General features: G+C 62.4%; 15 protein-coding genes and 1 pseudogene. 6 read left to right on the forward strand and 10 right to left on the reverse strand.

Going from position 1 to position 19,907, the window contains the following annotated elements; genetic code table 11:
* The first annotated feature begins 12 nt into the window (after window positions 1-12).
* Window positions 13-1,887, forward strand: a complete 1,875-nt coding sequence (locus tag JN302_RS11200; RefSeq protein ID WP_202332906.1) for a CHASE2 domain-containing protein — start codon at window positions 13-15, stop codon at window positions 1,885-1,887.
* Between the two features lie 133 nt (window positions 1,888-2,020).
* On the opposite strand, the gene JN302_RS11205 is transcribed toward JN302_RS11200, so the two are convergent.
* The 4 genes and pseudogenes from JN302_RS11205 to JN302_RS11220 all read right to left on the reverse strand — a co-directional run bounded on the left by JN302_RS11205 (window position 2,021) and on the right by JN302_RS11220 (window position 5,155).
* Window positions 2,021-2,212 (reverse strand): hypothetical protein, encoded by a 192-nt coding sequence (locus JN302_RS11205; RefSeq protein ID WP_202332907.1) that lies wholly within the window; start codon window positions 2,210-2,212, stop codon window positions 2,021-2,023.
* A 204-nt stretch (window positions 2,213-2,416) separates the two neighbouring features.
* Window positions 2,417-2,929, reverse strand: a pseudogene (locus tag JN302_RS11210) (ATP-binding protein); the annotation flags it as partial.
* A 21-nt stretch (window positions 2,930-2,950) separates the two neighbouring features.
* Window positions 2,951-3,709, reverse strand: a complete 759-nt coding sequence (locus tag JN302_RS11215; RefSeq protein WP_202332908.1) for a prephenate dehydrogenase — start codon at window positions 3,707-3,709, stop codon at window positions 2,951-2,953.
* Between the two features lie 216 nt (window positions 3,710-3,925).
* Window positions 3,926-5,155, reverse strand: a complete 1,230-nt coding sequence (locus JN302_RS11220) for an aminotransferase-like domain-containing protein (protein WP_202332909.1) — start codon at window positions 5,153-5,155, stop codon at window positions 3,926-3,928.
* Window positions 5,156-5,593: 438 nt separating this feature from the next.
* On the opposite strand from JN302_RS11220, the gene JN302_RS11225 reads away from it, so the two are divergent.
* Entirely contained in the window at window positions 5,594-6,484 is an 891-nt protein-coding gene (locus JN302_RS11225) for a cation diffusion facilitator family transporter (RefSeq protein ID WP_202312161.1), read from the forward strand.
* A gap of 168 nt (window positions 6,485-6,652) precedes the next feature.
* Here the strand turns inward: JN302_RS11225 and JN302_RS11230 are convergent, their stop codons facing one another.
* From JN302_RS11230 to JN302_RS11250, 5 genes are all read right to left on the reverse strand, one after another.
* Window positions 6,653-8,434 (reverse strand): SLC13 family permease, encoded by a 1,782-nt coding sequence (locus JN302_RS11230; RefSeq protein ID WP_202314686.1) that lies wholly within the window; start codon window positions 8,432-8,434, stop codon window positions 6,653-6,655.
* 115 nt (window positions 8,435-8,549) lie between these two features.
* Window positions 8,550-9,014 carry an NUDIX domain-containing protein gene (locus JN302_RS11235; protein WP_202312162.1) on the reverse strand — a complete coding sequence of 155 codons (465 nt, stop codon included), beginning with the start codon at window positions 9,012-9,014 and terminating at the stop codon, window positions 8,550-8,552.
* A 23-nt stretch (window positions 9,015-9,037) separates the two neighbouring features.
* On the reverse strand, window positions 9,038-10,594 hold the full coding sequence (locus JN302_RS11240) for a SpoVR family protein (protein ID WP_202312165.1): 1,557 nt from the start codon (window positions 10,592-10,594) through the stop codon (window positions 9,038-9,040).
* Window positions 10,595-10,607: 13 nt separating this feature from the next.
* Complete coding sequence (locus JN302_RS11245) at window positions 10,608-11,924, reverse strand: YeaH/YhbH family protein (RefSeq protein WP_202332910.1); 1,317 nt, start codon at window positions 11,922-11,924, stop codon at window positions 10,608-10,610.
* Window positions 11,925-11,949: 25 nt separating this feature from the next.
* Window positions 11,950-13,899, reverse strand: coding sequence for a PrkA family serine protein kinase (locus JN302_RS11250; RefSeq protein ID WP_202312169.1), 1,950 nt, complete (start codon window positions 13,897-13,899; stop codon window positions 11,950-11,952).
* 579 nt (window positions 13,900-14,478) lie between these two features.
* Between JN302_RS11250 and JN302_RS11255 the strand changes: the two genes are divergently transcribed.
* Together JN302_RS11255 and JN302_RS11260 are read left to right on the forward strand one after the other, a co-directional pair.
* The gene (locus JN302_RS11255; protein WP_202332911.1) at window positions 14,479-14,949 is read left to right on the forward strand and encodes a hypothetical protein; all 471 of its coding nucleotides are present in this window, start codon (window positions 14,479-14,481) and stop codon (window positions 14,947-14,949) included.
* Window positions 14,950-14,963: 14 nt separating this feature from the next.
* Window positions 14,964-15,152, forward strand: a complete 189-nt coding sequence (locus JN302_RS11260) for a hypothetical protein (protein ID WP_202332912.1) — start codon at window positions 14,964-14,966, stop codon at window positions 15,150-15,152.
* Between the two features lie 517 nt (window positions 15,153-15,669).
* Here the strand turns inward: JN302_RS11260 and JN302_RS11265 are convergent.
* On the reverse strand, window positions 15,670-16,638 hold the full coding sequence (locus tag JN302_RS11265; protein ID WP_202328731.1) for an IS5 family transposase: 969 nt from the start codon (window positions 16,636-16,638) through the stop codon (window positions 15,670-15,672).
* A 306-nt stretch (window positions 16,639-16,944) separates the two neighbouring features.
* Between JN302_RS11265 and JN302_RS11270 the strand changes: the two genes are divergently transcribed.
* Together JN302_RS11270 and serA are read left to right on the forward strand one after the other, a co-directional pair.
* The gene (locus JN302_RS11270; RefSeq protein ID WP_202332913.1) at window positions 16,945-18,120 is read left to right on the forward strand and encodes a phosphoserine transaminase; all 1,176 of its coding nucleotides are present in this window, start codon (window positions 16,945-16,947) and stop codon (window positions 18,118-18,120) included.
* 121 nt (window positions 18,121-18,241) lie between these two features.
* Complete coding sequence (gene serA, locus JN302_RS11275) at window positions 18,242-19,840, forward strand: phosphoglycerate dehydrogenase (RefSeq protein ID WP_202332914.1); 1,599 nt, start codon at window positions 18,242-18,244, stop codon at window positions 19,838-19,840.
* Window positions 19,841-19,907: the final 67 nt, after the last annotated feature.

Here is a 19,907-nt window from a genome sequence, read left to right on the forward strand (position 1 = left end):
GACGATAGCAGAATGGCCCGGCGGACAGTCCAGATACTGATCGCGCTGCTGCTGACCGGGCTGTGGGGTGCCGGACTCGGTTTTGTTCACTGGCGCGGTGACACATGGTTCCTGGAACGCGTCGAAGCGACGATGGCCGACTTGCGAACCTTGGCGCGCGGGAAGAAGACGCCGCCCGATCTCGTGACCATCGTGGCGATCGATGACGAGGCGGTACATCGCGAGGGCGGCTATCCGCTGGCGCGGGCTTCGCTCGCCAGGATTGTCACGGAGATTGCCCGTCACGAACCCAAGGTCATTGCCGTGGATCTGCTCCTGGTGGATGCAGGTCCCGCCGACGGCGACGAGGCGTTGGCCACCGCCCTGCGTCGCCAACCGAGCGTGATCGCCGCGGCAGCCATATTTCCATCGGTGAAACAGAGACTCACCGACAGTCGCGACGACCCTTTGGCCCGAGTCCCGATCGCCGAACGCTTCCTCTTGCCTCAGGAGAGATTCTCTAACGCGGCAGGCGTCGGCGTGGTCAACGTCGCCACGGACCGAAGCGGCACGCCCCGCGCGGTGCCCATGCTGTTCCGGGCCAGCGGTCAGGTGGAGGCTTCCTTGCCTCTGCGCGTCGCTGCCGCCGCGACCGGCGAAAGCCCCGTGATCGACACTGACAAGTTGTGGCTCGGCGACCGTGCCGTCAGAACCGACATAGGCCAGGTTCTGCCGATCGATTTCTATGGTCCGCGCGGCACGATCCGCACGGTGAGCGCAGCAACCCTGCTGGACGGGAACGTCGATCCCGAAGCGTTCAAGGACCGCATCGTGGTGATCGGAGCGACGGTCACCGGCGGCGGCGATGTGTTTCCCACGCCTTTCGACCCGATCATGCCCGGTGTCGAAATCATTTCGACGGCGATCGCGCAACTTCTCGACAGCGGAGGGATCGTTCGGGACCGCACAGTGCGGCTCGCCGATGCCGGTGTGGCAACGATCCTGCCCATGATTCTCGTCGCTTTGCTGGCCTGGCGAAGGAGTGTCATCGGGTTTGTCGCCATGCTGGGTGTCGTGCTGGTCTGGCTGGCGCTCAACTTTGCGGCCTTCTTCCACGGCACCTGGCTCAGCCTCGCTTTGCCGGCGGCCGCCGCACTGCCTCCGCTCATCCTTTTCGGGGCGGTCCAACTCTGGCTCGACCGACGTCGTGCGTCACGTTTCGCCGGACAGAGTCTGCTGCTCCAAAGGGTCCAAGGCGCCGGCCTGGAAAGATGGTTGGCGCAAGACGAAACCTTTCTCGCGGAGCCCCTTCATCTGGACGCCGCGGTCGTGTTCATCGACTTATCCGGCTTCACGGGGCTCAGCGAAACAACCGGGCCGAAGGCGACGAGCGATCTGCTCAACGGTTTTTATACGTTGGTCGACGAAGAGGCGGCACGACATCATGGCGTCGTCACCGGATTTTCCGGTGACGGCGCCATGATCGTGTTCGGCCTGCCGAAGCCGGGTATCGAGGACGCCGCATGGGCGGCCCGTTTCTGTGTCGCGTTGGCCAGCGCCATGAAGACTTGGCTAACCTTTCTGCCCGCAGCTGTCGCGGCCAGGATAAGCTTCAAGATCGGGGCGCATTTCGGGGCGATCGTGGCGTCGCGGCTCGGCGGTCAAAACCAGCAACATGTCGCGGTCACCGGCGACACGGCCAATGTCGCGAGCCGTCTGATGGAAGTCGCCGCGGCAGCCAAGGCTCAGGCGGCGCTGAGCGACGAACTGCTGCAGGCAGCCGGCCCTGAGTGTCTCGCACCGACCTCGCTCAGCGGCCCGCAGCCGACGCAGATCCGAGGTCGCAGCGGGTCGATCGACGTCTGGCTATGGCATGGAAGCGAATCTCAGGACGGTCCGCCGGCGTAGGAATGCCCCGAAGCTGCAGCGCGTAGGCTGGCGATCTGCTTCTGCCAACACCCGTAAATAGTACTTCGTTCTTCGGTCTCCTCCGGTCAAGCCGGGGCACGCTCCCAAAATCTCGATTCTGGCAGTTCGCCGGTCAGAAAGTTGCCGGCGGCCTGCCGTATCGTACGCCGTCCGGTGAGGTAACGAGACTGTCGAAGACCCCTTGTGCGCCAAGCGCGATCAGATAGCCCCAATCCTCGATTTCGACCTGGCATCGTCGGTCGCTTTCGCAGCCCTCCCGCGCCGATAGGACCGTCTCATCGGGCATGACGATCCAGACAGACATCTCAGCCGCCGAGACAGGTATCGCTGCCCAAAGGAGAGAGATCCATGTAACGAGCGCGCGCATTTCGACACCCATAGGTTGCATCTTCTTCAAGACACAGATCGAGGCGAAATAATGTCGGAAATAGTAAGGCGGTCGCTGCCGCCGATTGGCGGAAAGCCGGTGACGATGTCGGAGCGCGACGCACGAGAATATGCGAACGAGCTAGCTGTCGCCTCGGATGGCGGCGACGTGGCTATGGTGGAGGAGCCGGTAGAGGATGGCGGTCGCCACCACCGGATTCCCGAACGGGCTGCCCACTCGCCCACCGAGCGGGTCGAGGTGATCAGCATGGCTTCCCCGCTCGCAGCGACGGCTGACCAGCTGGAAGAAGAGATGCGCCGCATCAGGCTCGAACGGCAGATAGCCGAGCTCGTCGACGATCAGCAGCTTGGGTATGGACAAGTGCATGAGCCGTTCCTCCAGCCGCCCCTCGGCATGCGCCTTGGCGAGTTGGGCCACCAGCGCCGGCGCCGGCACGAACAGCACCGTATGGCCGGCCACGATCGCTTCGCGTCCGATCGCCACCGCGAGATGGGTCTTGCCCACCCCCGGCGGGCCGAGCAGCAGCAGCGCCTCGCCATGGGCGATGAAGCGGCCGGTCGCCAGTTCGCGGACCTGGCCCTTGTCGAGCGAGGAATGGGCTTCGAAGTCGAAGCCGGCGAGATCGCGCATGAAGGGGAACCGCGCCGGCCAGCATCAGGTCTCTCCTGCCAGTTCGGCGTCCAGCGCCGATGCCAGGTCGAAGAAGCGCCGGCGGACGTCATGGGCATGCGGGTTGGCGCGTTCGATGGCGTGGAAAACCTCTGCCGTATCGTGGCGGACCATGCCCACGGCCTCCATGATCAGGTCGAAGCTTCGCGTCGTCATCGCGGTCGGCAACGGCTCCATGCGCACCAGGACCTTGGCGATGAGATGGGTCAAACCCTGTGCCGCAGCGACTTCGCGGTCATGCGCCTCCGGGGTCGTGACGATGACGTCGAGGCGTAGCCGCCTTTTGAGAAAGGCGATCACGCGACGGCCTTGCCCGCCGCGGATCGGACAGACCGCGATCTTCAGCCCGGCTATGCCGTCGACAGCACTTTGAGGACCGAACAACGGGTGCGTGGCGACGACGTCGACATTATCAGGCAGGCCCTGCTTCATGATCCCGGCGGGCATCGACTTGACCGATCCGACGTCGAGAACGAGTGCGCCGGGCTGCATATGGGGCGCCATGGCCGCGACCGTTTCGCGGATGCGATCGACCGGCATGGCGAGCACGACGACCGGACTGCGTGCGACGGTCTCGAGGTCGGCGAAAGTGATATCCTCGAACCCCGCGACATCAGGGGCCGGCGGCGACGGATCATAGGCGCAGAGCCGGAAGTAGGGCCGAAGATGGCGCGCCATCAGCCGTCCGAAGGCGCCGAAACCGACGATGCCGAGGGTTGGACGTGCGTTGCTTTCCCGAAACATGCCTGACCTCTGCTGGGAGCGCGAAGCCAGGGACGGACTAAGGGAAACAACCGCTGGCGACGCAGCGGTTGAAAGATGACGAAACACCCCGCCGCTAAGGAAGCGGCGCGTAATACAGGCCCGAATGGTGGAGCGAGGTCGTCATGGCGAACTCGTAAGCCAATGCCCGCCCGGATGTCAACCGTGCTTGCTGGCGTCGATGGCAGTTGCTCCGCGTCAGGCTATTTCAGCTGCCATGCGGGAAATCAGCCGCCCGAGACGGGCGATGCCCTCGGCCGCCGCATGCTCGTCGGCGAGGGAGAAGCTCAGCCGGATGGTGTTGGCGCCCGAGCCGTCGGCGTGGAAGGCCTTGCCCGGCACGAAGGCGACCTTTTCGGTCTCGATCGCGCGGGCGAGCAGCGATGCGCCGTCCATGCCCTCGGGCAGCGTGACCCAGATGAACATGCCGCCTTCCGGTTTCGTCCAGCTCGTGCCCTGAGGCATATGCTGCGCCAGTGCGTCGAGCAGCAGGTCTCGGCGCCGGCGATAGGTGTCGCGCAACCGGGCGGTATGGGCATCATAGTGGCGTATGGCGACCTTGTGCATGACGAACTGGTTGATCGTCGGGCTGTGGAGATCGGATGCCTGCTTCATCAGCACCAGCTTGCGGATGACGGGTGCCGCAGCGCACACCCAGCCCACCCGCAGGCCGGGCGACAGGGTCTTGGAGAACGTGCCGCAATAGATGGTGCGGGTGTTGTCGATGCCGCGGCTGCGTTCGACGTCGAGCGCCAGGATGGGCGGCACCGGCTGGCCGTCGTAGCGCAGCGCCTGATAGGCTGCATCCTCGATCAGCGGTATGTCCAGGTCCGCCGTCAGGTCGAGCAGGCGCTCCCGCGCGGCGCGATCGATGGTCTCGCCCGTGGGGTTCGAGAATTCCGGTGTGAGATAGGCCAAGGCGACCCGGCCGCCGGCGTCCCTGGCGGCCTCGCGATAGGCATGCGGCGTCATGTTGTCGCCTTCGGGTGCCAGCCGGTCGTAGCGCGGCTCATAGGCGTTGAAGGCCTGGAGCGCGCCCAGATAGGTCGGTCGCGCGACGAGCGCGGTGTCGCCGGGCGAAAGGAACAGCTTGCCCAGATAGTCGAGCGCCTGCTGCGACCCGGAAACGATCAGGATGTTTTCCGGCGAGCAGGGCACGCCGAGAGCCGCCATATGGTCGACGAGCCATTCGCGCAGCGGCAGATAACCCTCGCTGACCGAATACTGCAGCGCAGCTCCCGCAGCGTCTCCGGAGAGCAGGTCTTCATATGCCTCGCTGAAGGCGCGGTTGGGAAAGAGCGTCGGGTCGGGAATGCCGCCAGCAAAGGAGATGATGTCGGGCTGGTCGAGCAGTTTCAGCAGTTCCCGGATCTCCGATGCACGCATCCGTTCGGCGCGCGCCGCGAATTTGTCTTCCCAGTTGGACACGATTTCCCTCTTTGCCTCTCAGGCGTGGTTTCCTCGCGCCGGACAGAACGCCCGGACAGGCGTTATGTCAATGATGCTGACCTAAAGAAGCGTTCCTCCAGCGCCGATCCTCATCGGCCGGCAAGCCGGGGCCCTCCCTGAAAACCGGGCAGGCGACTGGCAATCTGCCTGCCCGTGCCCCTGGTGCTTTGACCGCCATGGCCGAAGAGCGATCCAACATCCGGACCGGGATCGCGCCATTGCGGATACGCCGACGGAGTGCCGAGCAGGGGTCACTCAGCCGGTTAGGTGCATAGGTGCACATATAACCACCTGTTATTGCGAATGATTTCCAATTCCAAACATAACGTTTGCACCGGGGACGACGACCGCCTATGTCGGCCGCGTTGCTAGGCCCGCCCGGCATGGTCCGCCCAGAGTCACGAACCGGAGCGTGTGATGGACAAAGCTCTCAAGCTCGCGCTGGGCAGCATCGCCGTCGGCGGCCTCGTGCTCGGCCTGAAATATCTGGCCTATCGGCTGACGGGGAGTATCGCGCTCTACTCAGATGCGCTCGAAAGCACCGTCAATGTCGCCACCGCGGTCGCCGCCTTCTTCGCGGTGCGGCTGAGCGCGACGCCTCCGGACGCCAACCATCCCTACGGCCATCACAAGGTGGAATATCTGTCGGCCGTCGTGGAAGGCGTCCTGATCGTGATCGCGGCGTTGATGGTGCTGCGCGAGGCCTATTTCGGTCTTCTCGCCCCGAGGGAACTCCAGGCTCCGCTGAAAGGTCTGCTCGTGAATGCCGCGGCGAGCGTCATCAACGCGCTCTGGTGCTTCGTCCTGTTCCGCTTCGGGCGGCAATGGCGCTCACCGGCACTGATCGCCGACGCGCGCCATCTTTGGGCCGATGTGGTGACGTCGGTCGGCGTGGTGGTCGGCGTGGGGCTCGTCGTGGTGACGGGCTGGCAACAGCTCGATGCCGTGCTGGCCGCGCTCGTGGCCGTCAACATCCTCTGGTCCGGCTGGCGGCTGATGCGCGAATCGATCGGCGGCCTCATGGACGAAGCGGTTCCGGAAGAGACACTGACGCGCGTGAAGGAACTCATCTCGGCACATGCCGATGGCGCCATCGAGGCCCATGACCTGCGGACCCGGCAAGCCGGCCGTGTTACCTTCATCGAGTTCCATCTCGTCGTGCCGGGCACGATGAGTGTCTCGGATTCGCATGCGCTTTGCGACAGGATCGAGGCCGCCCTCCGCGGTGGCGTCGGTGGCGCCATGATCACCATCCATGTCGAGCCGGAGGAGAAAGCCAAGCATCCCGGCGGCATCCCGGTGGTCTGATACCGGCGGCACCGGATGTTGGCGCATTCAGGCCGCGCAACGCTGACGCATGCACGCGACCTCGGCGCGACCTCCCCGGGCCGCTCGACTTCGGCTACAGCGGCCGTTCGCATTCAAAACGGTTCATCGACCGTTTGGTACAAGCCCTGCCAACCGCCTCTGCGTCCCCTATTGCAGCGGCCAGACGGTGAGGAGGGCAGGGACAGCGACGATGATGACGATCAGGGAGAGCGGCAGGCCGAGCCGTGGATAGTCGGAGAACCGATAGCCGCCGGGGCCCATCACCAGCGTGTTGCACTGATGCCCGATCGGCGTCAGGAAATCGCAACCCGCGCCGATCGCCACCGCCATCAGGAAAGCCTCGGGCCGGTATCCCAGCGAGCCGGCGAAGCCCGCCGCGATGGGTGCCATCACCAGCACCGTCGCGGCGTTGTTGAGGAAGGGTGTGACGGCCATCGCCGCGACCAGGATAAGCGCCAGGGCGCCGTAGCCCGGCAATGTCGAACCGAGTTCGGCAAGCGCCGAAGCGATGATGTCGGTTGCGCCGGTCTGTCGCAAGGAATCGCTTACCGGGATCAGGGTGGCGAGCATGACGAGGATCGGCCCGTCGATCGAGGCATAGATCTCGCGGGCCGGGATGATCTTGAACAATATCATCATGGTCGCGGCGGCGAAGAAGGCGACCGACACCGGCACCAGCCCGAGGGCGGTCGTGCCCATCGCCGCGATCAGGATCAGCACCGGCAAGACGCCGCGGCGCGCGCTGCCGAGGAGCAGGGGCCTCTCCGCGAGCGGCAGAAGGCCGAAGTCGCGCAGGAATTCGGGCATGGCGGCCGGGTTGCCCTGCAGCACGACGACGTCGCCCAGTCGCAACGAGATCGCCCCCAGCCTCTGGTCCAGCCGCTCGCCCTTGCGGCTGACGGCCAGAAGGTTGACGTTGAAGCGCTCGCGCAGCAGCAGGTGCTTGGCGGACCAGCCGATGAGGCTCGAATGCTCGCCAATCACGGCTTCGATCGCGACGGGCTCGAAGCCTGCCTTGCCCTGCTCCGCCAACTCGCGGCCACCGGCGATGCTGAGCCTGGCCTGGGCGACGAGGCGATCCAGCGCCTCATGGTCCCCCTCGATCAGCAGGATGTCGTCGACCTGGAGCACGGCGTCGGGAAAAGGCGTGATCCGCACGTTGTTGGTACGCAGGATCGTGGTTATCACGGCCTCGCCGCCGGCGATCTTCAAAAGGTCGGCCACCGTCTTGCCGACGACGGTCGATCCCCGCACGACGGTTGCCTCGGCCGAATAATTGTCGATGGCGAGCGCTTCGTGGAGCGAACCGCCCTTTCGTTGGCGTTGCGGCAGGATCCAGTAAAACAGCGTGAGGAAGATGATGCCCGCTGCGGTCAGGGCGAGCCCGACCGGTGTGAAGTCGAACATGCTGAAGGCAGTGCCCGTGATTTCCGCGCGAATACGCGAGACCACGATGTTTGGCGAGGTGCCGATCTGGGTCATAAGGCCGCCGAGCAGCGAGGCGAAGGCCATCGGCATCAGAAATGTGGAGGCCGATATGCCTGAGCGCCGCGCGAACTGGAAGGCGATCGGTATCATGATCGCCAGCGCCCCGATGTTCTTGACGAAGGCCGACAGGACCGCGACCACGAAAACCAGGAGGAAAAGCTGGCCGCGCACCGACCTCAGGTTCGGCAGATGGCGCTGGATGAGCAGTTCCACGAAACCGCTGCGCGCCACGCCCGCGCTCACCAGCAGGGCGCTGCCCACGATGATGACGATGTCGTCGCTGAAGCCGGAAAATGCACGGTCGAGCGGCACGACACCAAGCGCGAGCGCCAGCAGCAGCGACAGGGCCGCGACGAGATCGTAGCGGAAGCGCCCCCAGATGAACGCCGCCATCATCAGCGCGATGACGGCGAAGGACAGGAATTGCGGGGATGTAAGCATGGGCGCCCGGTTCTGCCGTATCGGTCCGAAAATCATACTCCATTCTCGGGCCGATCGTTCAAGGTGTCGGAGCAACGCGGAAGGGAGGGATACGTTGCCTTGCCCATATCGCGTATCAGCCGGCCAGCATGACCTCAAGACGTTCCAGCAATGGGCGCTGGCCTGGAATGATCTTCAAAGTGGCGGCCGGCAGCGTAAACCATCCGGCGCGATCAACCTCGGGGAAAAGCTCCCGGCGCCCACTGCCGGGCGGCCACTCCATCTCGAAGCTGTTGCTTCGGACGGCATTCACGTCGAAAGCTCCTTCGACGGCATAGGCGACGACACGCTTCCCACCGGCCTGGACTGCCTCGCCGAGAGGAAATGGAGGGCCCGCCGGCGGCACGGCTCCGAGCTCTTCGGCGAATTCGCGAAACGCTGCTGCCTGCGCATCCTCGCCCGGACCATATTCCCCTTTCGGGATGGACCACGCCCCTTCATCACGCTTGCGCCAGAAAGGCCCTCCGGGATGGACGAGCAGCACTTCAGGGAAACCGGCTTCACGGCGAAAGACGAGCAGTCCGGCACTCGTCCTGGGCATCGGCTGTCTCCTGCAACCAGGGCCTATCCGCTCTCCGCGATCTGGCCGGACGATCGCTCGTAGAGCGTAGCGCCGGTATCGGCGTCGATGCCTGCGAGGCTCACGGTATAACCCCACAGATTGCGTATATGGCGCAATGTCGCGTCGCGGCCTTTCTCCTCCAGCATGATGTCATGCTTCACCTTGTGCTCGAGCCTCAGATGCCGGTCGCCGAGGAGATCGACGTCGACCACCTGTATGTCGGGGCGGGTTTCGCCGATATCGTAGCTCCTGGCAAGAGCGGCGCGGATCTTGCCGTAGCCGCGCTCATTGTGGATCGACGCCACTTCATAGTGCCTTTCCGACGCTACGTCGCCGAGCACGAACAAGCGCCATTTGCGGATGAGCGCCGGGCTCAGATACTGCAGGATGAAGGACTCGTCGCGATGGTTCGCCCAGGCGTCGAGCAGCGTCGCGCGCCAGTCGCCATTGCCGGCCATGTCGGGGAACCAGTCGCGATCTTCAGCCGTCGGTTCCATCGAGATGCGGCAGATATCCTGCATCATGTCGAAACCCAGCGCGTAGGGGTTGATGCGCGAATAGCGCGGATCGTCGAAGGATGGCTGGAAGACCACGTTCGAATGGTTCTGCAGCACCTCCAGCATGGCGCCGTCCCCGATCCTTCCCTGGTCGAAGAGGCTGTTCATGATCGTGTAATGCACGAAAGTGGCGCAGCCCTCGTTCATCACCTGGGTCTGCCGCTGCGGGTAGAAATATTGCGCGATCACCCGCACGATGCGCAGAATCTCGCGCTGCCAGGGCTCCAACACCAGGCTGTTCTTCTCCAGGAAATAGAGAAGGTTCTCCTCCGGCAGGTTCAGCTTCTTCTTGCGCTCCTGGGCGCTGCGCTCGATGGCGCTGGGTTCGTCCTCGTCCTTCTGTCGGGGAAGGGTGCGCCACAGGTCGCTGAAGGACCGCTCCTCATATTCCAGCCTCTCGCGGATTCCTTCGCGTTCCTTCTCGGAAGAGAGCCGCGGCGGGCGGCGGTAGCGGAAGACCGCCTGCTCCATCAACGCATGGGCCGCATCGAGGATGGCCTCGACCGCCGCAAGTCCATGCCGCTCCTCGCAGCGTGCGATGTAGCTCTTCGCGAAGTCCAGGTAGCTCAGGATCGATCCGGCGTCGGTCCATTGGCGGAACAGATAGTTGTTCTTGAAGAAATGATTGTGGCCGAAGGCGGCATGGGCAGTCACCACGGCCTGAAGCGCCATGGTGTTGCCTTCCATGAGATAGACGATGCACGGATTGGAGTTGATGACGATCTCGTAGGCCAGGCCGCGCAGGCCCTTGCGGTAGAGCTGCTCGTCGAACAGGAAATGCTTGCCGAAGGACCAGTGCCGGTACATCAGCGGCATGCCGACCGAGGAATAGGCGTCGAGCATCTGCTCGGCGGAGATGATCTCGAGCTGGTTCGGATAAGTGTCCAGGCCCAACTCGTCATGTGCGATCGACTTGATCGCGTCATAGGTGCGCGACAGCGTCGCGAAGTCCCAGTCGGACCCCGAAAACAGCAGGCGCGAGGAACTTGCACGCTTGTCCATTGCCCGCTCGTCCTCAGCCGCGCTTCGCCAGGCCGGCCTGCCTGGAGAAAAGTTCGTGGAACACGGGATAGATTTCGGACGGCCGTGCGATGCGGGTCATCTGGAAGTTCGGCCACTGCGCGTCGACCTTGCGATAGGCGCGCCACAGCGATGTGCCGTTGTCGGTCGAGCCGAAGATGTGGCTCTCGCGCTCGTCGATGATCTCGACATAGGCATAGTACTGACACAGCGGCATGACCTCCTTGTCGAGGAGCATGACGCAGCGCTCCGAATCATTGGCGAAATTGTCGCCGTCGGAGGCTTGGGCGGCATAGATGTTCCATTCCCGGCTGGGATAACGCTCCTCGACGATCCGGCGCATCTCCTCGAGTGCCGTCGAGACGACGGTGCCGCCGCTCTGCTGGCTGTAGAAGAACGTCTCTTCGTCCACTTCCTTGGCCTCGTGGGTGTGGCGGATGAAGACGATGTCGATGCGCTCGTAGCGCCGCTTGAGGAACAGGTGCAGCAGCACGAAGAACCGCTTCGCCAGATCCTTCTCCCGCTCGCCCATCGAGCCCGACACGTCCATGAGGCAGAACATGACAGCACTAGCATTGGGCACGGGCTGCGGGTCGAAGCGGTTGAAGCGGATGTCGACGGGGTCGACATAGGGGATCAGGCGGCGGCGGCGGCCCAGCCGGTCGAGTTCTTGTCTTATTTGCAGGATCCGCTCCAGCACGGCTGCCTTGGGGGCCGGTTCGGCCTCGAGCAAGGCGAGTTCGTCGGTCAAGGCGTCGAACTCCTCCTGCTTCGGCCGGTGGAGCGCGATGCGCCGCCCGTAGCTGTGGCGCATGGTGCGCCCGACATTGATGCTTGTGGGCGAGCCGGTCATGGCAAAACCGGCGCGACGCGGCTTGAAGGCGGCGATCTCCTTCAGATTGAGCTTCACCATGTCAGGGAGTTCGAGATCCTCGAAGAAGAGGTCCAGCACCTCCTCCCGCGACAGCACGAAGCGGAAATCGTCCTCGGTCTCCTGGGTCGTCGGTCCCGACGCGCCGCCGCCATCCTGCCCGCCCGGCTTGGGGATACGGTCGCCCGTCTGGAATTCCTTGTTGCCGGGCAGCACATGGTCGCGCCGTCCGCTGGCATTGGAGTTCTGGAAGGTCGGCTCGCTGGTGCCGCGCACCGGCATGGAAACCGTGTGCTGGGCATCCACGTCGGCGATCTTGCCCGTCTTGACCTGTTCCTTGATGGTGCGCTTCAACTCATCGCGCGCCCGCTTCAGGAAGCGTTGCCGGTTGCTCAGGCTCTTGTCCGGCGGATTCAACCGGCGATCGATAAAACTCGGCATGGATCGATCCGCGCCTTCCCGGCGGTCAACCCGCCTTGTTCACTCGCATGTACCAATCGACGAGGCGACGGACCTGGCGCTGCGTGTAACCGCGCTCGACCATGCGCTGCACGAACTCCGTGTGCTGCTTTTCGGTGACCGTATCCTTCTTGGAACCGAAGCTGATGACCGGAAGCAGGTCTTCGACCTGGCCGAACATGCGCTTCTCGATCACTTCGCGCAGCTTTTCGTAGCTCGTCCAGGACGGGTTGCGACCGCTGTTCTTGGCTCTGGCGCGCAGCGTGAACTTGACCACCTCGTTGCGGAAGTCCTTGGGATTGGCGATGCCGGCCGGCTTCTCGATCTGTGACAGCTCGGCGTCCAGGACCTCGCGGTTGAAAATCTGGCCGGTGTCGGGATCCTTGAAGTCCTGGTCCTCGACCCATGCATCCGCATAGGCGATATAGCGGTCGAACAGGTTCTGGCCGTATTCGCTGTAGGATTCCAGGTAAGCCTTCTGGATTTCGTGCCCGATGAACTCCGCATAGCGTGTGGCGAGCTCGGACTTGATGAAATCGAGATAGGCCGCCTCGATCTGCTTGGGGAACTGCTCCCGCCGGATCGCCTGCTCCAATATGTACATCAGATGCACCGGATCGGCCGCGACTTCCTTGGTGTCGTAGTTGAAGGTCTGCGACAGGATCTTGAAGGCGAAGCGCGTGCTCACCCCGGTCATGCCTTCGTCGACGCCGGCGGCGTCGCGATACTCCTGCACCGACTTTGCCTTCGGATCGATCTCCTTCAGGTTCTCGCCGTCATAGACGCGCATCTTGGTGTAGCGCGGCGAGTTCTCATGCTCGGCCAGGCGGGTGGAAACGGTGAAGCGGCTGAGGATCTCGAGCACCTCGGGGGCGCAGGGGTTCCTGGCCAGTTCGCTTTCCCGCAGGAGCTTTTCGTAGATCTGCTTCTCCTCGGTCACCCTCAGGCAATAGGGAACCTTGACGACGAGGATGCGGTCCAGGAACGCCTCATTGTTCTTGTTGTTCTTGAAATGCAGCCATTCCGACTCGTTGGAATGCGCCACGACAATGCCCTGATAGGGGAACGCGCCCAAATTCTCCGTGCCGTTGTAGCTGCCTTCCTGTGTCGCGGTGAGCAGGGGATGCAGTACCTTGATCGGCGCCTTGAACATCTCGACGAATTCGAGCAGGCCCTGCGTCGTACGGTTGAGGCCGCCGCTGTAGGAATAGGCGTCGGGATCGTGCTGGCTGAAATTCTCGAGCTGCCGGATGTCGACCTTGCCGACCAGGGCCGAGACGTCCTGGTTGTTCTCGTCGCCCGGCTCGGTCTTGGAGATGCCGATCTGGCGCAGCCGCGAAGGCATCAGCTTCGCTACGCTGAACTTCGAGATGTCGCCGTTGAGCTCGTCGAGGCGCTTCGCTGCCCAGGGCGATATCAGCCCATTGAGGCGCCGCCGCGCGATGCCGTATTTGTCTTCCAGAAGGTCGGCCATTCGTTCCGGATGGAAGAGGCCGAGCGGCGATTCGAATACCGGGCTGACCTGCCCGCCCACCTTGAGCGTGTAGATCGGTCGCTGCTCCATCAGCTTCTTGAGCCGCTCGGCAAGCGACGACTTGCCGCCGCCGACGGGCCCCAGCAGATAGAGGATCTGCTTGCGCTCCTCGAGGCCCTGCGAAGCGTAGCGGAAATAGCCCACGATCCGCTCGATCGTATCTTCCATACCGTAGAACTCGGCGAATGCCGGATAGATCTTGATGGTCCGGTTCGCGAATATCCGCCCGAGGCGCTCGTCGGCACTCGTGTCGATCAGCTTCGGCTCGCCGATCGCCTCGATCATCCGCTCAGGCGCCGTCGCGTAGAGAGATCGGTCGTCGCGACAGGCCAGCAGATATTCCTGGAGGCTCATCTCCTCCTGTGCCGTGCTGGTATATATCTCCGAAAACAGATCGAAGACGTCTGATTCTTTCCCGCCCATAATGCCCTCTTGCTTCAGGCCCGGGAACGCCGGGCTCGCTGTGAGTAAGCCCTGTCGAGAATCAACTATCTGATAGCTTTGTGGTTCCGTCGTGATCCCGCAATAGCTTCTTTTTACAAAGAAGTTTGCAGCCGATCACATTTAAGTGTGCGACCGCCCGGCGGGCAAGACCGGCCTTGCATCTGTGGATAAGTTCTGCACCGCCACTGCGATCTCACACGGCTGCTATCCAAACAGATGTGGCTACGGCGGTCGGTATCTGCAAGAGGGGGCGACAGGAAGTCAGGCGAGACCTCCATTCAGCACATCGCGCCAGGCCGGTCTGCTGGTGACAGCCATCAGCAAAACATCCGCCGCATGGAACTTTTCGCCTGACGGTTGTTTTCTCTGTGGACCGTTTCCTTTCCACGGTTCGAACCCGTCCAAGCGACAGTCCGCGCTTCCCCTCATGCGCGGGCTTTCGATTGAGGGACGGGCTTTGTCAGGAATTACCTGTTCGACTAAGTAAAGGAATTGATTCCTACATCCGTTGGATGTATGGTGATTCTAAATGCGCGTCGCGGCGTGGAGGGCAGTTGCATGGTGCGTGTGCTGGTGACGGCGATCATGTCGATACTCCTATACAATACGATTTCTTTTATCTACGTATTATTTAGCGACCCAAAGAGTTTGCATGAGTATTATATGAGTAGAGAGTTTCGCGAATTAAATGAAGAAATAAATTGGAGACTTTCATTGAAAAGGTCGGTGAATATTTCTGATATCTTCAATGATGCAGAAGAGGCCTGTTTAACCGATATCGACGTGGACCCGCTGGAGATCGTAGAAAAGAGAGGGATAAAAGACGTCGACTATTATTTCGGTGTCCTTGGGCCTTTTGGCTGGAATGACACGGCTACATACCTTACGGTCTTTAGAAAAGATAGTATAGCAACAATCATAGAACCTGAGTATTTTCACATAAACGATAGTTTTGGTGGATGTGCGGAGGGTAGTATAATTTTGATGGCGGACGATGAAGGGAAGTTGTACTTCTTGAATTCGGAATAAAGGGACGGATATATATGGATATGAAAGGAATTCTTGGTCACTTGGAAGCTAAATTAAGCGATGGCGTAAATGTCTCGAAAGAGTATCTGAGCAAGGGTGCGGATGTCACGAAACATGCGGCCCGCGAGCTTTCGGGCTTCAACCAAATGGCGAGAGAGGCAGATGAAATAACGCGATCGCTTGGGTTGGTGTATCGAGAGTAAAGCCCTCTACCATGGCCTAAGGATAAGAGTTATGGTGACGTACTTCCGGCGTCGAGCAATGCTATCGCCCATGCATATATGAGCGCCAAGCTCGCGCAGAAATATGGCGTGTCGCAAAGACCTTCGGTGATATGCGTGAATGGATTTTGTCTCCTGCTAAGGAGGATTTGGTCGACGATTCGTGGGATGTCTATAAGGACATGTGGAACAATGAAGTCGGCAGGCGCATAGGATTTTCTGCGGTCGATGATCAGGCTCTGATCGAGGCCATCAAGGATGCTTGGCGAAGGGGAGATTTGATTGCGATTAGGACAGATGGGAGAATTCCTAAGAACTATAGGAGTGCTTTTCTAAAGTTGGGGCGTCCCGCCCTTAGACGTTCTTCGCCCGTATGTGGCGGGCATCAGCGGCCCGTCGCCGCCGATCCGCGCAACTTTCTCCAGCCTATCGGCTCAGTTTCTGCTCACTTGCTCCCGATTTTGCCCTCGATTTCCTGATTTTGGACGCAGCCTTCCCCTCAGGCCGTGCCGGCCTTGACGAGAACGAGCGCCCGTTTGGCATTTATCGCGCAGGCGACAAGCTGCAGATGGCAGTGGTTGCGCGCCAGGCCGAGATAGCGAACCCGGGCCATGCCGTACCAGTTCTTCATCGTCGCGTTGGTCCGCTCGATGCCGGCCCGCACGCTGGCGGCGACCTTGTTCATCCACTTCTGCCAATTCGGCTGCTGCTTGCCCCGCTTGGCCTTGTAGGCAATCCGGTCCTTGATGCCTCGATCCGCCAGTTCGTCGCGCAGCGCCTGACTGTCATAGGCCTTGTCGGCGTAATAGGCCTCTTCGTCACCTTGAATGAGCACAGCGCCCATCTGGCTGTCATGCAGATCGGCCGAGCTCATCTCCGCCTGGCGTATCAGCCCGCTCTCCGCGTCGCCGGCGAGATGGGCCTTGTAGCCGAAATAGGTCTTGCCGTGCTTGTGCGTGAAGCCTGCATCCGGATCGCGCGCCGACACCTGGCCCTTCTCGTAGTCGGGCCTGGCCACCGCCGCCGAGATGATGGTGGCGTCAACCAGCGTGCCGCGCCTTACCAGAAGACCGCGCCCTTCCAACTGCCGGTTCAATTCGGCAAGCAGCTTATCTTGAAGCGCCAGTTCGACCAGCCTCTGGCGGAAGCGCCAGATCGACATGTGGTCCGGTGTCTTTTGATCGAGCGGAAACCCACAGAAGCGGCGGAACGACAGCCGGTCGGCCACCGCTTCTTCCGCCGCCGGATCGGACAGGCCGTACCATTGCTGCAAGAGCGCAATCTTGAACATTGCTATCGGCGGGTAGCCGGGCGCCCCCAGAGCATCGTTATGGATTTCCCGGAACAGCACCTCGAAAGCCGACCAATCGATCAACTTCTGCACTTCTTCCAGAAACTTGTTACCCCTGCTCACGTCACGCACCAATGCATCGGCGAGTGAAGGTTGCGCCAAGTTACGACGAGACATAGCCGAATCAATCCTAACTTTTCTCTATTGAATCATAGAGTTGGGACTTTTGAAAAGCGCTCTATAGATACACGCCGAATTCCATAAGCGAATTCGATACGAGGTCCGTCCGCATGAAATCGAGGCCCGATCCGCTAGAAAATTGGGATTTCAGGCCTCGTTGATGTGCTTCAAGCGCGCAGCAGCAACGATCGGGGGACAAATTTCGTTCCCCGACCGCTTGCACCCGAGGAAGCTTTCGCGTAATTGCCGCCGTGGGCTACCCCTCCCCACCGAGGGGCTTACTATCTGGAAGGATAGACCACGATGACCGCACTTGCGAAGCCGGACCTGCGTCCGGCCAATCCCAATTTTTCCTCAGGTCCTTGCGCAAAACGTCCCGGCTGGTCGCTTCAAGCGCTCGCTGCGGCCCCGCTCGGCCGTTCCCATCGCGCCAAGATCGGCAAGTCCAAACTCGAGCAGGCGATCGAGCTTACCCGCGAGGTTCTGCAGGTGCCGGCGGGTTACCGGATCGGCATCGTGCCGGCATCCGACACCGGCGCCGTCGAGATGGCGCTGTGGTCGCTGCTCGGCGCCCGCGGAGTCGACATGGTCGCCTGGGAGAGCTTCGGCGCTGGCTGGGTGACCGACGTCGTCAAGCAACTGAAGCTCGCCGACGTGCGCACCATCGATGCGCCTTATGGCAGGCTGCCCGATCTCTCGGCGATCGATTTCGACCGCGACGTCGTCTTCACCTGGAACGGCACCACATCGGGCGTGCGGGTTCCGCACGGCGATTTCATTCCGTCCGACCGCAAGGGCCTGACGATCTGCGACGCGACGTCGGCTGCCTTCGCCCAGCGTCTCGATTTCGAGAAGCTCGACGTAGTCACTTTCTCCTGGCAAAAGGTGCTCGGCGGCGAAGGCGCCCATGGCGTGCTCATCTTGTCGCCGCGCGCCGCCGAGCGGCTGGAGATCTACAAGCCGGCCTGGCCGCTGCCGAAGATCTTCCGCCTGACCTCGGGCGGCAAGCTCATCGAAGGGATCTTCAAGGGCGAGACCATCAACACGCCGTCCATGCTGTGCGTCGAGGACTATATCGATGCGCTGCTCTGGGCCAGGGAGATCGGTGGCCTCGACGCGCTCATCGCGCGTGCCGACCGGAACTTCGCCGTCATCGACGATTTCGTCGCGAAGTCGTCCTGGCTCGGCCACCTCGCGCTCGATCCCGCCACGCGCTCCAACACTTCGGTCTGTCTCTCGGTCGTCGATCCCGCGGTCACCGCGCTCGAAGCCGATGCCCAGGCCGCTTTCGCGAAAGCCATCGTCTCGGTGCTCGAAAAGGAAGGCGTCGCCTACGACATCGGCGCTTATCGCGACGCGCCGCCCGGCCTGCGCATCTGGGCCGGCGCCACGGTCGAAGCCGCCGACCTGGAACGGCTGATGCCCTGGCTCGACTGGGCCTTCGCAAAGGAACTGGCCACGCTGCAAGCTGCAGCCTGAGCCCCTTCCCGATCCGTCCGGCCGCCCTCCGCGTTCCGCGCCCGTCGAAAGGCGGGCGCCGGCAATCCGCCGGGGAGGGGCGGCCGCCACAACCGGTTGTTTTCCCAGAAGGACCACGCCCATGCCTCGTGTTCTCGTATCCGACAAGCTTTCCCCGACTGCCGTGCAGATCTTCAAGGATCGTGGCGTCGAGGTCGACTACCTGCCCGAACTCGGCGCCGACAAGGACAAGCTGCTCGAAGTCATCGGCGACTATGACGGCCTCGCCATCCGCTCCGCGACCAAGGTCACCGAGAAGCTGATCAACGCTGCCACCAGGCTGAAAGTGGTGGGCCGCGCCGGCATCGGCGTCGACAATGTCGACATCCCAGCCGCTTCGCGCAAGGGCATCATCGTGATGAACACGCCTTTCGGCAACTCCATCACCACGGCGGAGCATGCCGTCGCCATGATGTTCGCGCTCGCCCGCCAGCTTCCCGAGGCCAATGTGTCGACGCAGGCCGGAAAGTGGGAGAAGAACCGCTTCATGGGCGTCGAGATCACCAGCAAGACGCTGGGCGTCATCGGTTGCGGCAATATCGGCTCGATCGTGGCGACACGCGGCGTCGGGCTGAAGATGCATGTGGTCGCCTTCGACCCGTTCCTCTCGGAAGACCGCGCCATCGAGCTCGGCATCGAAAAAGTGGAACTCGACGAGCTCTTCGCCCGCGCCGACTTCATAACGCTGCATACGCCGCTCACCGAGAAGACCCGCAACATCATCAACGCCGATGCGATCGCCGCGATGAAGGACGGCGTGCGCATCATCAACTGCGCGCGCGGCGGTCTCATCGTCGAGGCCGATCTGGTCGCGGCGCTGAAGACCGGCAAGGTTGCCGGCGCCGGCATCGACGTGTTCGAGGTGGAACCGGCGAAGGAGAGCCTGTTCTTCGGTCTGGAGAACGTCGTGTGCACGCCGCATCTCGGCGCCTCGACCTCCGAGGCCCAGGAGAATGTCGCCCTGCAGGTCGCCGAGCAGATGTCGGACTATCTGATCAAGGGCGCGGTCTCCAACGCCGTCAACATGCCGTCGATCACGGCCGAGGAGGCGCCGAAGCTGCGTCCTTTCGTGAAGCTCGCCGAAGTGCTCGGGGCTTTCGTCGGCCAGGTAACCGAGGATCCGATCAAGGAGGTCGAGATCCTGTTCGACGGTGCTACCGCGACGATGAACACCAAGGCGTTGATCGCCGCCGCGCTTGCCGGGCTGATCCGGCCGCAGGTGGCCGACGTCAACATGGTGTCGGCGCCGATCATGGTGAAGGAGCGCGGCATCATCCTGTCCGAGGTCAAGCGCGACAAGTCAGGCGTCTTCGACGGCTACATCAAGCTGACGGTGACGACCGAACACATGAAGCGTTCCATCGCCGGCACCTGCTTTTCCGACCACAAGCCGCGCTTCATCCAGATCAAGGGTATCAATCTCGACGCCGAGGTCGGGCAGCATATGCTCTACACCACCAATGCCGATGCGCCCGGCATCATCGGCCTGCTGGGCACGCTCTGCGGCAACAATGGCGTCAACATCGCCAACTTCCAGCTCGGCCGCGACCGGCCGGGCGGCGATGCGATTGCGCTGCTCTATCTCGACGCGCCCTTCCCTGAGAAGGCGCTGGCAGAGCTTCGCGCCAATCCGAAGATCGACTCCGCCAAGCGGCTGCGCTTCGACGTCGCCGAGGCTTAAAGCATGTCTCCCGAACGCGGGTACCGGTTTCGGGACAAAGACATGCGTCAAATCAAAGAACCTGCAG

This window comes from Mesorhizobium sp. L-8-3 (assembly GCF_016756615.1).
In the GTDB taxonomy this organism is placed as follows: Bacteria; Pseudomonadota; Alphaproteobacteria; order Rhizobiales; family Rhizobiaceae.

What these genes read in the sequence shown, in the direction of transcription:
- JN302_RS11200 (WP_202332906.1), top strand. Translation starts at nt 13, where the DNA reads ATGGCCCGGCGGACAGTCCAGATACTGATCGCGCTGCTGCTGACCGGG.
- JN302_RS11205 (WP_202332907.1), bottom strand. Translation starts at nt 2,212, where the DNA reads ATGTCTGTCTGGATCGTCATGCCCGATGAGACGGTCCTATCGGCGCGG.
- JN302_RS11215 (WP_202332908.1), bottom strand. Translation starts at nt 3,709, where the DNA reads ATGTTTCGGGAAAGCAACGCACGTCCAACCCTCGGCATCGTCGGTTTC.
- JN302_RS11225 (WP_202312161.1), top strand. Translation starts at nt 5,594, where the DNA reads ATGGACAAAGCTCTCAAGCTCGCGCTGGGCAGCATCGCCGTCGGCGGC.
- JN302_RS11230 (WP_202314686.1), bottom strand. Translation starts at nt 8,434, where the DNA reads ATGCTTACATCCCCGCAATTCCTGTCCTTCGCCGTCATCGCGCTGATG.
- JN302_RS11235 (WP_202312162.1), bottom strand. Translation starts at nt 9,014, where the DNA reads ATGCCCAGGACGAGTGCCGGACTGCTCGTCTTTCGCCGTGAAGCCGGT.
- JN302_RS11240 (WP_202312165.1), bottom strand. Translation starts at nt 10,594, where the DNA reads ATGGACAAGCGTGCAAGTTCCTCGCGCCTGCTGTTTTCGGGGTCCGAC.
- JN302_RS11245 (WP_202332910.1), bottom strand. Translation starts at nt 11,924, where the DNA reads ATGCCGAGTTTTATCGATCGCCGGTTGAATCCGCCGGACAAGAGCCTG.
- JN302_RS11250 (WP_202312169.1), bottom strand. Translation starts at nt 13,899, where the DNA reads ATGGGCGGGAAAGAATCAGACGTCTTCGATCTGTTTTCGGAGATATAT.
- JN302_RS11255 (WP_202332911.1), top strand. Translation starts at nt 14,479, where the DNA reads ATGGTGCGTGTGCTGGTGACGGCGATCATGTCGATACTCCTATACAAT.
- JN302_RS11260 (WP_202332912.1), top strand. Translation starts at nt 14,964, where the DNA reads ATGGATATGAAAGGAATTCTTGGTCACTTGGAAGCTAAATTAAGCGAT.
- JN302_RS11265 (WP_202328731.1), bottom strand. Translation starts at nt 16,638, where the DNA reads ATGTCTCGTCGTAACTTGGCGCAACCTTCACTCGCCGATGCATTGGTG.
- JN302_RS11270 (WP_202332913.1), top strand. Translation starts at nt 16,945, where the DNA reads ATGACCGCACTTGCGAAGCCGGACCTGCGTCCGGCCAATCCCAATTTT.
- serA (WP_202332914.1), top strand. Translation starts at nt 18,242, where the DNA reads ATGCCTCGTGTTCTCGTATCCGACAAGCTTTCCCCGACTGCCGTGCAG.